Source organism: Pseudomonas sp. MYb60, from assembly GCF_002979555.1.
In the GTDB taxonomy this organism is placed as follows: Bacteria; Pseudomonadota; Gammaproteobacteria; order Pseudomonadales; family Pseudomonadaceae; genus Aquipseudomonas.
On sequence record NZ_PCOZ01000007.1, the window covers coordinates 99,965 to 114,367 of the forward strand.

The window sequence follows — 14,403 nt, forward strand, 5'->3', positions numbered from 1 at the left end:
TGTATTCGGTCAAGTGTGGGAGGGGGCTTGCCCCCGATGAGGCCAGTACAGGCAACAAAAATTATTGCTCAGTCAAACCAAATTGCGTCAGGCAGAAGGTGGGAATCCCCATATCTTCCAACCGCTGCGACCCACCCAACTCCGGCAAATCAATAATCGCCGCCGCTTCAAAGATCTTCGCGCCCATGCGTCGCACCAGGTTCGCCGCTGCGATCAACGTACCGCCGGTGGCGATCAGGTCATCGAACATCAGCACCGAGTCGCCTTCGCACAGGCTGTCGGCGTGCACTTCCAGGAAGGCTTCGCCGTACTCGGTCTGGTAACCCTCGGCCAGCACGTCAGCGGGCAGTTTGCCCTGTTTGCGGAACAGGATCAGCGGCTTGTTCAACTGATAGGCGATGATCGAACCAATCAGGAAGCCTCGCGCATCCATCGCGCCGATATGGCTGAAGTCAGCCTCGACATAGCGCTGGGCAAAGCTGTCGGCGACCAGGCGCAGGGCGCGGGGCGATTGGAACAGCGGTGTGATGTCGCGAAAGATGACCCCCGGCTTGGGGAAGTCGATGACGGGACGGATCAGGGATTTGATGTCGAACGAATCGAAGGTCATCGTCGAGGAGTCCTGGATTGGAAAACGGACTCGAAGTATACCTGCGACCTCGCCGATTGGCGCGGCCGCAGGTGTCTGGATCAGCTCTCCAGGGAGCCACCGGCCAGCGCGCACAGCTGGATGGGGTCGAGGATGTGCACTTCCTTGCCTTCGGCGGCGATCAGCTCGTTCTGCTGGAAACGGGTAAATACGCGGGACACGGTTTCCACCGCCAGGCCCAGGTAGTTGCCGATTTCATTGCGCGACATGCTCAGGCGGAACTGGTTGGCCGAGAAGCCCCGTGCGCGGAAGCGCGCCGACAGGTTGACCAGGAACGTGGCGATGCGCTCGTCGGCGGTCTTTTTCGAGAGCAGCAGCATCATCTGCTGGTCGTCACGAATTTCGCGGCTCATCACGCGCATCAATTGGCGGCGCAGTTGGGGCAGTTGCAGGGCCAGTTCGTCCAGGCGCTCGAAAGGAATTTCGCACACGGACGTCGTCTCCAGCGCCTGTGCCGACACCGGATGAATCTCGGTGTCCATGCCCGACAGCCCCACCAACTCGCTGGGCAGGTGGAACCCAGTGATCTGTTCTTCGCCACCATCGCTCAGGCTGAAGGTCTTCAACGCTCCCGAACGCACGGCGTAGACGGAGTCGAACTGGTCGCCCTGGCGAAACAGGAACTCACCTTTCTTCAGCGGCCGGCCGCGTTTAACGATGTCGTCCAGCGCATCCATGTCTTCCAGATTCAGCGAAAGTGGCAGGCAGAGGGGGGCCAGGCTGCAATCCTTGCAGTGAGCCTGGCTGTGAGCGCGCAGTTTGACTGGCTCGGACATTTCTTAAATCCTTGTGGGAAAACACACATAAGACGTAAGGGTAACGCACCGGGGGGTTGTGAGGCCAGCCTGTACAAAAAACCGGCAACGTATAAAGAATCCGCACTGTGAGCCGGTGGCCTGCTATCAACCCCAGAACCGGGACGTTCACAAGATGGCTTCCATTACCCTCGACCTGGCGTTACGCACCCAGATCCCTGCAACGCCCGAATCGCAAAAAAACACAGCCCAGGCGGTGCTTACCGACGCGCCCATTGCCGATGAAGCCACGCCTGCCGTTTCTGTTGTGATCTCTGGCGCGGCAATGAAGACGGCCAGCCTGGCGATGAAGTAACGACGCTCAGATCACCCGCGAGAAGCGCTGCCGGTTCTGATGTTCCAGGTAGGCGTCAAACACCATGCACACCGAACGCACCAGCAAGCGTCCGGCGGGCAACACGCGGATGCCCTGGGCATCAAGTTCGATCAGGCCATCAGCCGCCATGACGTCGAGCTGCGGCCAGATCTCGTCGAAATAGCCACGAAAATCAATGTTGAACGCCTGTTCGATCGGCGCATAGGCCAGGTTGAACGTGCAGATCAACTGCTGAATCACTTCGCGCCGCAACCGATCGTCCGTGGTGCACACCAGGCCACGGCTGGTGGCCAGCTGCGCGCTGGCGAGGGTGTTCTGGTAGGCGCCGAGGTCACTGCTGTTCTGGCAGTACAGGTCGCCAATCTGGCTGATGGCGGACACGCCCAGGCCGATCAGGTCGCAGTGGCCGTGGGTGGTATAGCCCTGGAAGTTGCGTTGCAGGGTGCCATCCTCCTGAGCGATGGCCAGTTCGTCATCGGGCAGGGCAAAGTGGTCCATGCCGATGTAGCGGTAGCCGGCCTGGGTCAGTTGCTCGATGGTGGTGTGCAGCATCAGCAGTTTTTCCGCCGGCGACGGCAGCTCGTCGCCGTTGATGCGCCGCTGCGGCATGAAGCGCTCCGGCAGGTGGGCGTAGTTGAACACTGACAGGCGGTCGGGCTGCAGGCGGATCACTTCTTCCACGGTGCGCGCGAAATTGATCGGGGTCTGCTTGGGCAGGCCATAGATCAGGTCGATATTGATCGAGCGAAACTGCAGGGTGCGCGCGGCATCAATCACGGCGCGGGTTTCTTCCAGGCTTTGCAGGCGGTTGACGGCGCGCTGCACCTCGGGGTCGAGGTCCTGCACGCCGATGCTCACGCGATTGAAGCCCAGCTCGCGCAACAGGCCCATGGTGGCCCAGTCGGCTTCGCGCGGGTCGATCTCGATGCCGTAGTCGCCGGAGTCGTCCTCCAGCAAGTTGAAGTGCTGGCGCAGGCGGCCCATGACCTGGCGCAACTCGTCGTGGCTGAGAAAGGTCGGGGTGCCGCCGCCGAAATGCAGCTGTTCCACCGGTTGTTTCGGGTCCAGGTGGCAAGCCACCAGCTGGATCTCCTGCTCCAGGCGTTGCAGGTAGGCGTGGGCGCGGCCACGGTCCTTGGTAATGACTTTGTTGCACGCGCAGTAATAGCAAATGTTGGCGCAGAACGGCACGTGCACATAGAGCGACAGTGGCCGCACGGCCTTACGGCTGTCGCGCAGGGCGTGGAGCAGGTCGAAGGTGCCGACCTGGCTGTCGAATTGCACGGCGGTGGGGTAGGACGTGTAGCGTGGTCCCGCCAGGTCGTAGCGGTGAATCAGGTCGGTGTCCCAACGAATGGCGTCGAGCATGCGGGCGGTCCCCCGGATAGGCTAGTGGGCCGAGTCTAGAGGCGTGGCAGGGGTGACATGTTGATTTGTATCAACGGGGAGCGGCGCTATGCCACATCCCCTATCAATGGCCCATCAGCCAGTGCTGGTGCGGGCCGGGCAAGGTCCAGATGCCGAACAGCATCACCAGCAAGCCACCCGCCATGCGCACGCTGCGTTTGCGCAACAGCGCGGTGATGCGCTCGGCCGCCAGCCCAGTAGCCAGCAACACCGGCCAGGTGCCCAGGCCGAACGCCAGCATCAGTAGACCACTGTCCAGCGCATTGCCCTGGCTCGCCGCCCACAACAAGGTGCTGTAGACCAACCCGCAGGGCAGCCAGCCCCACAGCGCGCCCAGCAGCAGGGCGCGCGGCAGGCTAGACACCGGCAGCAAACGGCTGGCAATCGGCTGGATATGCCGCCACAGGCCGCGTCCCAGGGCTTCGATACGGGTGAGGCCGCTCCACCAGCCGGCGAGGTAAAGCCCCATGCTGATCAACAGCAACCCGGCCACTGCCCGCATGAACATCGCCGCCGGACTGTTGGCCACGGCCCAGCCCGCGAGGCCGATCAACACGCCGGCGGTGGCGTAGCTGAGGATGCGCCCCAGGTTGTACGCCAGCAGCAGGCGAAAACGCCGGCTGCGTTGCTCCGCTGGAATGGCCAGCGTCAGCGCGCCCATCAGCCCGCCGCACATGCCCAGGCAATGGCCACCGCCGAGCAGGCCGAGGATCAGCGCGGAGACCAGCAGCGGCGCCAGATCAAGCATGGGGCGGGTCTTTGGGCGGTGGTTCGGGAGGGTTGGCTTCTTCGACGCCGGCCAGGTGGTTGGGGTCCTGATCGTCGAACAGCACGCTGTGGGCGGGGCCGTCGAGGTCGTCGTACTGGCCGCTGTCCACAGCCCAGAAGAACACGTAGATAGCCACGCCCACCAACAACAGCGCTGCGGGGATCATCACGTATAAAGCTGGCATTGGAACTCCAAAGGGATCAGGCCGGCAGCGGGCGGGTTGATGGGAGGGTATCGGCCAGCTGCGCACTCGGCAGGCGAGTCAGGCGCAGGGCGTTGAGTACCACGGTCAATGAGCTGAGGGACATGCCCACGGCGGCCCAGATCGGGGTCACCCAACCCAGCGCCGCAAACGGCAGCATAAGGCCATTGTACAGCCCGGCCCACAACAGGTTTTCGATGATGACCCGGCGCGTGCGGCGCGCGAGGGTAAAGGCCTGCACCAAGGCGTCGAGGCGATTGGACAGCAGCACGGCGTCCGCGCTGGTCTTGGCCAGGTCGGTGGCCGAGCCCATGGCCACGCTGATATCCGCTGCGGCGAGTACCGGCACATCATTGACCCCATCGCCGAGCATCAGCACCCTGCGGCCTTCCTGATGCAACTGTTGCAACACGAGCAGCTTGTCGTCCGGACGCAGGCCGCCTCGGGCGTCATCGATACCCAACTCGGCGGCCACACTGGCAACCATCGGCGAGCTGTCCCCGGACAACAGCAGCGTGCGCCAACCGCGTGCCTTGCACGCCGCCAGCAGGGCAGGCGCGTCGCTGCGCAGGCGGTCGTCCAGCACGAACCAGGCGAGGGCGCCGTCGCGGTCGCCCAGCAGCAGCCATTGGCCGGCTTCGTCGGGGGGCGCGGGCGTCGGGCAACCGCTGAGCGCACACACATAGCCCGGCTGGCCGATACGCAGCTGGCGCTCGCCGACACGGCCTTCCAGGCCGAGGCCGGGGGTGCTCAGTACTTCATCGGCGGCCAGGGGGGCACGGCCAAAGGCGCGGGCAATCGGGTGCTCGGAGCGGTTTTCGAGGGCGGCGGCGAGGCCCAGGCATTCATCGCTGCCCAGCGCGCCCAAGGGGCGAATCGCGCGCAGCGCCAGGCGGCCTTCGGTCAGGGTGCCGGTCTTGTCGAAAATCACCGTGTCGATCTGGTTCAAGCCTTCCAGCACATGGCCGCGGGTCAGCAACAGCCCGAGTTTGTGCAGGCTGCCGGTGGCGGCCGTGAGGGCGGTCGGTGTGGCCAGCGAAAGGGCGCACGGGCAGGTCGCGACCAGCATCGCCAGCACAATCCAGAACGCCCGCGCGGAATCCAGCTCCCACCACACCAGTCCGATCACGGCGGCGGCGATCAGGGAACACAACAGGAACCACTGGGCGGCGCGGTCGGCGATGCGGGCCAGTCGGGGTTTATCGGCCTGGGCCCGCTCCAGCAGGCGCACGATGGCGGACAAGCGGGTGTCGTGGCCCAAGGCGCGGACTTCGACGGTCAGTGCACTTTCGACGTTGAGGGTGCCGGCGGTGACCGCATCGCCGGCGTGGCGCGGTTGCGGCAGGTATTCGCCCGTGAGCAGGGACTCGTCGATGCTGGATTGGCCGTCGACAATCACCCCGTCCGCCGGCAACACCGCGCCCGGATGCACCAGCACACGGTCGCCCAGGGCGAGTTCGCTGAGCAAGATGCGTTCGCTCTGGCCTTCAGCATTCAAGCGCAGGCACGAGGCCGGCAGCAGGTTGACCAACTGCGCAGTGGCCGCTGCCGTACGCTCGCGGGCGCGGCGTTCCAGGTAACGCCCGGCCAGCAGGAACAACGCGAACATGCCGACGGCGTCGAAGTACAACTCACCCACGCCCGTGATCGCGGTCCAGATGCCGGCCAGGTACGCGCCGCCAATCGCCAGGGACACCGACACGTCCATGGTCAGGTGCCGCGTGCGCAGGTCACGCAGCGCGCCTTTGAAAAACGGCGCGCAGCTGTAGAACACGATGGGGGTGGTAAGAAACATCGCCACCCAGCGCAGGATCACATGCAGTTCCGGGCTGAGGTCGATATTGAACTCTGGCCAGGTGGCCATGGTTGCCATCATCGCCTGGAACCACAGCAGCCCGGCCACGCCGAGTTGGCGCAAGGCCCGGCGGTTTTCCGTGGCCAGTTGTTCGGCGGCGCGATCGGCCTGATAGGGGTGAGCCGCGTAACCGATATGGCGCAACTCGCTGAGCACGTGGCTAAGGGGCAACTGCGCGTCAGCCCAGCGCACGTGCAGGCGATGATTGGACAGGTTCAGCCGCGCCTCGGCCACCGCCGGCAGGCCGCGCAGGTGTTTTTCAATCAGCCAGCCGCAGGCCGCGCAACTGATGCCCTCCATCAGCAGGGTGGTTTCAGCGAGGTCGCCGTCGTGGCGCACGAAGGGCTTTTGCACGTCGGCGCGGTCGTAGAGCGCCAGTTCGTCCACCCATTGCACCGGCAGCGCCTCGGGGTTGGCGGAGGCTTCGCTGCGGTGTTGGTAATAGCTTTCCAGGCCACCGGCCACAATGGCTTCGGCCACGGCCTGGCAGCCGGGGCAGCAGAGCTCGCGGCGCTCACCGAGGATGACCGTGGTGAAGCGGCTGCCGGCGGGGACAGGGAGGGCGCAGTGGTAGCAGGCGGTGGTCATGGGTTGGAATCTGTAGTGGCTGGGAGGACCTCATCGGGGGCAAGCCCCCTCCCACATGGACACCGCGATCCTCTGTGGGAGGGGGCTTGCCCCCGATGCGCGAAGCGCAGGCTGTTTACTTTTTCAGGTCTTCAGCACCCTGCAGAGCCTCATCACCCAGCAGCAAATCCTTGTCATGGCTGACCTGTTCTTCCTCGAACAGGCGCCAGGTGCGGTCGCCTTCCACGCCGAGCAGCTCCACAAAGCGCCGGCCTTCGACCCTGTCGGTGACCTGCCCGATGTAGCGCCCCGGTTCGCTGTCGCTGCGGGCGAGGTTGATCTTGCGGTCTTTCTGCGGCTGGGTCGGGGAGATCAGGTTGAGCTCCAGGGTGGTCGGGTTGCTGTTGCCGCTCAGGTGCAATTCGACTTCACCGGTCAGTTCATCCAGGTGCACCTTGGCGCGCAGTTGTAGGGTCTGGGCCAGCAGTTCGCGGTCCAGGGAGCGGTTGATGCCCTTGCCGGCCTCGTAGTAATTGTCGTTGACCAAGTTGTCCGGGTTGTTCACCGCGATGGTCACCATGGACAAGGTCAGGGTCACCGAGCAGGCCAGGATCGCAATGATGATCCAGGGCCAGAGGTGCTTGTACCAAGGGCTTGCGGCAGTAGCGACAGACATCGTTCAGCTCTCTTCTTTAGCGGACTTGTGGGCCGATAAATCGGCTCTTGGCTTCGATACGGACACTGGCGTCGTCGGCATCGGTAAGGATGAATTTGACCTCGTTGGTGCTCGATGGCAACTGCTCCGGCGCACTCGACAACTCCACCGGCATGCTGACGATATCACCGGCGGCCACCTTGATTTCGCGCCGGCCCTGTAGCTTGAGATCGGGCAGGCCGGCGGCGTCGAGGACGTAGGTGTGGTCGCGCTGGTCCTTGTTCATGATCTTCAGGCTGTAGACGTTTTCGATGCGGCCTTCGGCGTTCTCGCGGTACAGCACCCGGTCCTTGCTCACGTCGAAACCCACCAGCGAGCGCATGAAGAACGCCGCTACCAGCAAGCCGATCATTGTCAGCAGCACCAGCGCGTAACCGATCAGGCGTGGGCGCAGCTTGTGGGTTTTCTGCCCCGACAGGTTGTGTTCGGTGGTGTAGCTGATCAGGCCGCGTGGGTACTCCATTTTGTCCATGATGGTGTCGCAGGCGTCGATGCACGCGGCACACCCGATGCACTCGATCTGCAGGCCGTCGCGGATGTCGATTCCGGTGGGGCAGACCTGCACGCACATGGTGCAGTCGATGCAGTCGCCCAGACCCTGGGCCTTGTAGTCGGTGCCTTTTTTACGCGGGCCACGCAATTCGCCACGGCGTGGGTCGTAGGAAACGATCAGGGTGTCCTTGTCGAACATCACGCTCTGGAAGCGCGCATACGGGCACATGTAGATGCACACTTGTTCACGCAGCCATCCCGCGTTGCCGTAGGTGGCGAGGGTGAAGAACCCGACCCAGAAATACGACCAGCCATCGGCCTGGCCGGTGAAGAAGTCGAACACCAGCTCGCGGATCGGTGAAAAGTAGCCGACAAAGGTCAGGCCGGTGACAAAGCCAATCAGCAGCCACAGCGTGTGCTTGCTGAATTTGCGCAGGAATTTGTTGGCGTCCATGGGCGCCTTGTCGAGCTTGATGCGCTGGTTGCGGTCGCCTTCGGTGACTTTTTCGCACCACATGAAGATCCACGTCCACACGCTCTGCGGGCAGGTATAGCCGCACCATACGCGCCCGGCGTACACGGTGATAAAGAACAGGCCGAACGCCGCGACGATAAGAATGCCCGAGAGCAGGATGAAGTCCTGAGGCCAGAACGTGGCGCCAAAGATGAAGAATTTGCGCTCCGGCAGGTTCCACCACACTGCCTGGTGGCCGCCCCAGTTCAGCCACACGGTGCCGAAGTAGAGCAGGAACAACAGCGCACCACCGAGCATGCGCAGATTGCGGAACAGGCCGGTGAAGGCACGGGTGTAGATTTTCTCTCTCGAGGCGTAGAGGTCGACGGTTTTGGCAGGGGGGGTAACGTCGTGTACCGGTATTTGGTCGCTCATCATTGCATCCCACGGCGGTGGAGATTTGCCTCGGCCAGTACGTGCCAGCCGGGGTCAAATGAAAGGTCTTGCAGTGGTGTAATGATACGCCCCCGATGATGTTGAACGGGTGCGACCTATATGATCTGGATCAATTGAACTGGCAAGTATGGTCGGTTTTGGCTGACCCGGTCGTCAAAACACTGAGTATCCAATGTGGGAGGGGGCAAGCCCCCTCCCACATTGATTTGTTGTAGTTTTAATGATCCACAACAGCCTTACTGCTCCTCAGCCTTCTTATCCCCATGGGACAGGCTATAAACATAAGCCGCCAGCAAGTGCACCTTGTCATTGCCCTGCAACTGTTCCTGCGCCGGCATCTGGCCCTGGCGGCCGAAGCGGATGGTCTGCTGCAGTTGGGCGAAGCTCGAACCGTAGATGAAGGCACCCGGGTGGGTCAGGTCGGGCGCGCCCAGGGCCGGGGTGCCCTTGCCTTGCGGGCCGTGGCAGGCGACGCAGTAGGTGCCGAAGATCTTCTCGCCGTTGGCCACGTCAGCCTTGACGCCTTCCGGCAGCTTGCGGCCGTCGAGGTTGGTCACGACAAACGCGGCAACGTCGCTGACGCCTTGCTCCTTCAGACTCTCCAGCCAGCCCGGCATGGCGGCGTGGCGGCCCTTCATGATGGTTTCCTTGATCATCGCCGGGTCACCGCCCCAACGCCAATCGGCATCGGTCAGGTTGGGAAAGCCATAGGCGCCCTTGGCGTCGGAACCGTGGCACACCGAGCAGTTGGAGGCGAACAGGCGACCGCCCATCTTCAAGGCTTGCGGGTCCTTGGCGACTTCCTCGATGGGCATCGAGGCGAACTTGGCGAAGATCGGCCCGAACTTGGCTTCCGAGCGTGCCATTTCCTTTTCCCATTCGTGCACGCCGGTCCAGCCGGTCTGGCCGTTGGCGAAGGGGGTTTGCTTGTCGTTGTCGAGGTAGTTGTAACCGGGCAACACGCCTTTCCAGTTGCCCAGGCCCGGGTACAGCACCAGGTAGCCGAGGGCAAAGATGATGGTGCCGACGAAGAGCATGAACCACCATTTTGGCAGCGGGTTGTCGTACTCCTCGATGCCGTCGAACGAATGCCCGACGGTCTCGTCGGTTTGCTCGGCGCGCTGGCCCTTGCGGGTCGACAGCAGCAGCCAGGTCAGGGCAAAAATGGTACCCAGACTGAGGACTGTGACGTACAGACTCCAGAACGTAGTCATTCTTTGTTACTCCTAGAAGCTTGCTCGACGTGCTTGATGGCTTCGGGATCATCCGCAAAGGGCAGCAAGGTCGCGTCGTCAAACTCCGACTTGCGCTTGGGGCTGAACACCCACAACGCCAGGCCGACAAAGGCCACCATCACCACGACGGTGCCCAGGCCACGAATCATCCCGATATCCATGAAGGTCACCGTTTGCTTTTGATGATGGTGCCAAGGCCTTGCAGGTAGGCCACCAATGCGTCCATTTCGGTCTTGCCCTTCACGGCTGCGGCTGCACCGGCGATGTCTTCATCGGTGTAGGGCACGCCCAGGGTGCGCAAGACTTCCATCTTCTTCGCGGTGTCCTTGCCGTCGAGCTTGTTTTCCACGAGGAACGGGTACGCCGGCATTTTCGACTCAGGCACCACGTTGCGCGGGTTGTACAGGTGCGCGCGTTGCCAGTCATCGGAGTAACGTCCGCCGACACGGGCCAGGTCCGGGCCGGTACGCTTGGAACCCCACAGGAACGGGTGGTCCCACACGCTTTCACCGGCGACCGAGTAGTGGCCGTAGCGTTCGGTTTCGGCGCGGAACGGGCGGATCATCTGCGAGTGGCAACCCACGCAGCCGTTGGCGATGTAGACGTCGCGGCCTTCCAGCTCAAGGGCGGTGCGTGGCTTCATGCCTTCGACCGGCTTGTTGGTCACGTCCTGGAAAAACAGCGGGACGATCTGGGTCAGGCCGCCGACGCTCACGGCGATGACCATGAAAAAGGCCAGCAGGCCGATGTTCTTCTCGACTACTTCATGCTTCATCAGTGGGCTCCCACAACGGCGATCTTGGCGGCGGCTTCGGCTTCTGCAGGGTCCGAGGCACGCACGGTGCGCCAGACGTTGTAGGCCATGAACAGCATGCCGGCGGCAAAGAACGCACCGCCCAGGGCGCGGACGATGTAGCCCGGGTGGCTGGCTTGCAGCGCTTCGACGAAGGAGTAGGTGAGGGTGCCGTCATCGTTGATCGCACGCCACATCAGGCCCTGGGTGATGCCGTTGACCCACATCGAGGCGATGTAGAGCACGGTGCCGATGGTGGCCAGCCAGAAGTGCGTGTTGATCAGCGCGACGCTGTGCATCTGCACGCGCCCGAACAGTCGGGGGATCATGTGGTAGATCGCGCCGATTGAGATCATCGCCACCCAGCCGAGCGCGCCGGCGTGGACGTGGCCGATGGTCCAGTCGGTGTAGTGGGACAGCGAGTTGACGGTCTTGATCGCCATCATCGGCCCTTCGAAGGTCGACATGCCGTAGAACGCCAGGGACACCACGAGGAAGCGCAGGATCGGGTCGGTGCGCAATTTATGCCAGGCGCCCGACAGGGTCATCATGCCGTTGATCATGCCGCCCCAGCTCGGGGCCAGCAGGATGATCGACATCGCCATGCCCAGCGATTGTGCCCAGTCCGGCAACGCGGTGTAGTGCAGGTGGTGCGGGCCGGCCCAGATGTACAGGGTGATCAGCGCCCAGAAGTGCACGATGGACAAACGGTACGAGTAAATAGGACGTTCGGCCTGTTTGGGCACGAAGTAGTACATCATCCCGAGAAAACCGGTGGTCAGGAAAAAACCTACCGCGTTGTGGCCGTACCACCACTGGATCATCGCATCCGTGGCCCCGGAGTAGGCCGAATACGACTTGAACAGGCTCACCGGCAGGGACGCGTGGTTGACGATGTGCAGCATCGCCGTCACCACGATAAAGGCGCCGTAGAACCAGTTGCCGACGTAGATGTGCTTGGTCTTGCGCTTGACGATGGTGCCGAAGAACACCGCGCCGTAGGACACCCACACGATGGCCAGCAAAATGGCGATGGGCCATTCCAGCTCGGCGTATTCCTTGGTGGTGGTGTAACCCAGGGGCAGGGTGACGATGGCGCCGACGATGACGGCTTGCCAGCCCCAGAAGGTGAAGGCGGCTAGGCCATCGGAGATCAGTCGCGTCTGGCAGGTTCGCTGCACGACATAGTAGGAGGTGGCAAACAGTGCACATCCGCCGAAGGCGAAGATTACCAGGTTGGTGTGCAGCGGGCGCAGGCGACCGAAGGTCGTCCAGGGCAGGTCGAAGTTCAATTCCGGCCAGACCAGTTGCGAGGCGATGAACACCCCGAGCCCCATGCCAAGGATCCCCCAGACCACCGTCATGATGGCGAACTGGCGGACTACCTTATAGTTATAAGCAGTCGGACTGATTGCTGTGCTCATTCTAAGGTTCCACGGTTTAGGTTTTTTTATAGTGAAAATCGGCCGCAAGTATGTAGAAAGCGAGAGGCCAATGCAACGCAACGCTGACCTGCGTCAAGGCGTGCCACGCCAGATTCTGCGCCCTTTCCCTGTTTAGCGTAAGGACAAAATCAGAAATCGAAAGCTGATCAAGTGGACAGGAATTTTTCGGCCCCGCAACGAACCCCGTTGCAAGCGCCGAAAGCCGCTTCGTCGTGGAGGAAAGCGTAGACCCGAATGGCAGGAGGGGAAAGGTGTGCTTTGGAGGGGGTGCGACAAAAAGTCGCGCCTTTTGCAGCGATAGGCCCGGTCATTGTTCCCAGGGATTGATCACGTCCACGCCACTGGATTTGAAGTCGCTGACATTGCGCGTGACGACAGTAAGCCCATGCACCAACGCCGTCGCCGCGATCAGGGCATCGCTTTCGTTGGCCTGGTCCGGTACATGCAAACGGGCGCAGCGCAACGCAACGGCGGCATCCACCGGCAGGATCCTGGCATCGAACGCCGGCATCACATGGCGCTTGAGCCAGGCGCGCAACACCTGGCCTTGCGCCGGGTCGCGCCGCTCGATGCGCAGTACCCCGGTTTCCAGTTCATTGAGGGTGATGACCGAAATGAACATGCGGGGCGCGATGACGCTCTTGGCCCAGGCGACGACGTTTTTATCCGCCTGGGGTTTGCGCAGTTCAGAAATGACGTGGGTGTCGAGCAGGTACATTCAAGAGAGGTCCACGGGGCGATGGGTGATCACGGCTCGTTCGGTGTCGAAGTCGATATCGGCGGCTTCCGGCATGACCAACAGGTCGACGATGTCGGCATTCAGGCCGGTGAGTGTCTGGTAATCCTCAATGCTTAGCAGTACATGGGCAGGTCTGCCACGATCGGTGATGAAAACCGGCCCTTGCCGCGTGGCTTTTTTGGCACCGCTTGTGTCTTGATTGAATTCGCGGCTGGTAATTGTCGTGATCGTCATGGGGTGACTCCCCTGGCCAGGGTGAATGTAGATGCGTTACTACTTAGGCGCTGCACACGGCAAGCCAGCCCCAGAAAAAAGCCCCGCCCAGTGTTGACCGGGCGGGGCTTCAAGCGTTGCGAAGAGCGCTTATTGCGCGTTCTTCGGCTCCCCATGGGACAGGCTGTACACATACGCCGCCAGCAGGTGCACTTTGTCATTGCCTTGCATGACGTCCTGAGCCGGCATCTGGCCCTGGCGACCGTGGCGGATGGTTTGCTGCAACTGCGCCAGGCTGGTGCCGTAGATGTAGCCGGCTGGCTGGGTCAGGTCTGGCGCGCCCATCATTTCCATGCCATGGCCCTCCGGACCGTGGCAGGCCACGCATGTGGACGTGTATGAAGCTTGGCCCTTGGCCAGATCGGCAGTGCTGTCGGCTGGCAACGGCAGCTTGGCCAGTTCGTGGCGCACGTAGGCCGCCACGTTCTTCACGCCTTCATCGCCGAGTATCCCGCCCCATGCCGGCATTGCCGCGTGGCGACCGTTGAGGATGGTGGTCTTGATGGCTTCCGCCGAACCGCCCCAGCGCCAGATGTCGTCTGCCAGGTTGGGAAAGCCGAAGGCGCCCTTGGCATCCGAGCCGTGGCACACCGCACAGTTGGAAGCAAACAGACGGCCGCCCATTTTCAGCGCCTGCGGGTCCTTGGCGACTTCTTCCACCGGCATGGCCGCGAACTTGGCGAAGATCGGCCCGAACTTGCTGTCGGCGCGGGTCATTTCCTTGTCCCACTCCTTGGCCGAGGTCCAGCCGTCCTCGTAACCCGGCAACACGCCTTTCCAGTTGCCCAGGCCCGGGTAGAGGATCAGGTAGCCGACCGCAAACACCAGGGTGCCGACGAACAGCATGAACCACCATTGGGGCAGTGGGTTGTCGTATTCCTCGATGCCGTCGAAGGCGTGGCCCATGGTCTGGTCGACGCTGCCCTTGGTTTCGCCCTTGCGGGTGCTGATCAGCAGCCAGGTCAGGCCGAACAGGCTGCCCAGGGTCAGTACGCAGATCCATGTACTCCAGAATAGGGTCATGGCCGATTGCTCCTTGTTGCAGGCTCTTCTTGAGCGTCGGAGGGTGAAGGTTCATCGGCGAACGGCAGCAGGCGTGCCTGCTCGAACTCCGCGTTGCGGCGGTTGTTGAACACCCACAGCGACAGGCCGATAAAGGCGATGGCGACCACCAGCGTGCCGAGGCCGCGGATGGTGCCCGCATCGAATTCAAATCCCATG

Annotated in this window: 17 protein-coding genes; 1 reads left to right on the forward strand and 16 read right to left on the reverse strand. The window is 62.6% G+C overall.

What is annotated here, in order from left to right:
• Positions 1–61: 61 nt before the first annotated feature.
• Together CQ041_RS13805 and fnr are read right to left on the reverse strand one after the other, a co-directional pair.
• A complete protein-coding gene (locus CQ041_RS13805; RefSeq protein WP_105523018.1) occupies positions 62–610 on the reverse strand; it encodes an adenine phosphoribosyltransferase in 549 nt (182 codons plus the stop codon).
• 80 nt (positions 611–690) lie between these two features.
• Positions 691–1,425: a fumarate/nitrate reduction transcriptional regulator Fnr gene (gene fnr, locus CQ041_RS13810; RefSeq protein WP_105523019.1), complete on the reverse strand. Its 735-nt coding sequence runs from the start codon at positions 1,423–1,425 to the stop codon at positions 691–693.
• A gap of 154 nt (positions 1,426–1,579) precedes the next feature.
• On the opposite strand from fnr, the gene CQ041_RS13815 reads away from it, so the two are divergent.
• Positions 1,580–1,759 carry a hypothetical protein gene (locus CQ041_RS13815; RefSeq protein ID WP_146116061.1) on the forward strand — a complete coding sequence of 60 codons (180 nt, stop codon included), beginning with the start codon at positions 1,580–1,582 and terminating at the stop codon, positions 1,757–1,759.
• Between the two features lie 6 nt (positions 1,760–1,765).
• Here the strand turns inward: CQ041_RS13815 and hemN are convergent, their stop codons facing one another.
• From hemN to CQ041_RS13885, 14 genes are all read right to left on the reverse strand, one after another.
• Entirely contained in the window at positions 1,766–3,148 is a 1,383-nt protein-coding gene (gene hemN, locus CQ041_RS13820) for an oxygen-independent coproporphyrinogen III oxidase (RefSeq protein ID WP_105523021.1), read from the reverse strand.
• Between the two features lie 103 nt (positions 3,149–3,251).
• Positions 3,252–3,935: a sulfite exporter TauE/SafE family protein gene (locus tag CQ041_RS13825; protein ID WP_105523022.1), complete on the reverse strand. Its 684-nt coding sequence runs from the start codon at positions 3,933–3,935 to the stop codon at positions 3,252–3,254.
• Positions 3,928–4,140, reverse strand: a complete 213-nt coding sequence (ccoS, locus tag CQ041_RS13830; protein WP_105523023.1) for a cbb3-type cytochrome oxidase assembly protein CcoS — start codon at positions 4,138–4,140, stop codon at positions 3,928–3,930. The genes CQ041_RS13825 and ccoS overlap by 8 nt, the downstream gene beginning before the upstream one ends.
• Before the next feature lie 16 nt (positions 4,141–4,156).
• Positions 4,157–6,601 (reverse strand): heavy metal translocating P-type ATPase, encoded by a 2,445-nt coding sequence (locus CQ041_RS13835; RefSeq protein ID WP_105523024.1) that lies wholly within the window; start codon positions 6,599–6,601, stop codon positions 4,157–4,159.
• Between the two features lie 115 nt (positions 6,602–6,716).
• On the reverse strand, positions 6,717–7,256 hold the full coding sequence (locus CQ041_RS13840; protein ID WP_105523025.1) for a FixH family protein: 540 nt from the start codon (positions 7,254–7,256) through the stop codon (positions 6,717–6,719).
• Positions 7,257–7,272: 16 nt separating this feature from the next.
• The gene (gene ccoG / locus CQ041_RS13845) at positions 7,273–8,676 is read right to left on the reverse strand and encodes a cytochrome c oxidase accessory protein CcoG (RefSeq protein WP_105523026.1); all 1,404 of its coding nucleotides are present in this window, start codon (positions 8,674–8,676) and stop codon (positions 7,273–7,275) included.
• 257 nt (positions 8,677–8,933) lie between these two features.
• Complete coding sequence (gene ccoP, locus CQ041_RS13850) at positions 8,934–9,911, reverse strand: cytochrome-c oxidase, cbb3-type subunit III (RefSeq protein WP_105523027.1); 978 nt, start codon at positions 9,909–9,911, stop codon at positions 8,934–8,936.
• Entirely contained in the window at positions 9,908–10,093 is a 186-nt protein-coding gene (locus tag CQ041_RS13855) for a cbb3-type cytochrome c oxidase subunit 3 (RefSeq protein ID WP_105523028.1), read from the reverse strand. The genes ccoP (CQ041_RS13850) and CQ041_RS13855 overlap by 4 nt, the downstream gene beginning before the upstream one ends.
• 5 nt (positions 10,094–10,098) lie before the next feature.
• On the reverse strand, positions 10,099–10,707 hold the full coding sequence (gene ccoO, locus CQ041_RS13860; RefSeq protein WP_105523029.1) for a cytochrome-c oxidase, cbb3-type subunit II: 609 nt from the start codon (positions 10,705–10,707) through the stop codon (positions 10,099–10,101).
• Positions 10,707–12,149, reverse strand: a complete 1,443-nt coding sequence (gene ccoN, locus CQ041_RS13865; RefSeq protein WP_105523030.1) for a cytochrome-c oxidase, cbb3-type subunit I — start codon at positions 12,147–12,149, stop codon at positions 10,707–10,709. Before ccoN ends, ccoO begins: the two co-directional genes overlap by 1 nt.
• A 328-nt stretch (positions 12,150–12,477) precedes the next feature.
• Positions 12,478–12,888 carry a type II toxin-antitoxin system VapC family toxin gene (locus CQ041_RS13870; RefSeq protein WP_105523031.1) on the reverse strand — a complete coding sequence of 137 codons (411 nt, stop codon included), beginning with the start codon at positions 12,886–12,888 and terminating at the stop codon, positions 12,478–12,480.
• Positions 12,889–13,143: a type II toxin-antitoxin system Phd/YefM family antitoxin gene (locus CQ041_RS13875; RefSeq protein WP_105523032.1), complete on the reverse strand. Its 255-nt coding sequence runs from the start codon at positions 13,141–13,143 to the stop codon at positions 12,889–12,891. It abuts the gene before it with no gap.
• A gap of 129 nt (positions 13,144–13,272) precedes the next feature.
• Positions 13,273–14,205: a cytochrome-c oxidase, cbb3-type subunit III gene (gene ccoP, locus CQ041_RS13880; RefSeq protein ID WP_105523033.1), complete on the reverse strand. Its 933-nt coding sequence runs from the start codon at positions 14,203–14,205 to the stop codon at positions 13,273–13,275.
• Complete coding sequence (locus CQ041_RS13885) at positions 14,202–14,402, reverse strand: cbb3-type cytochrome c oxidase subunit 3 (RefSeq protein ID WP_105523034.1); 201 nt, start codon at positions 14,400–14,402, stop codon at positions 14,202–14,204. Before CQ041_RS13885 ends, ccoP (CQ041_RS13880) begins: the two co-directional genes overlap by 4 nt.
• Position 14,403: the final 1 nt, after the last annotated feature.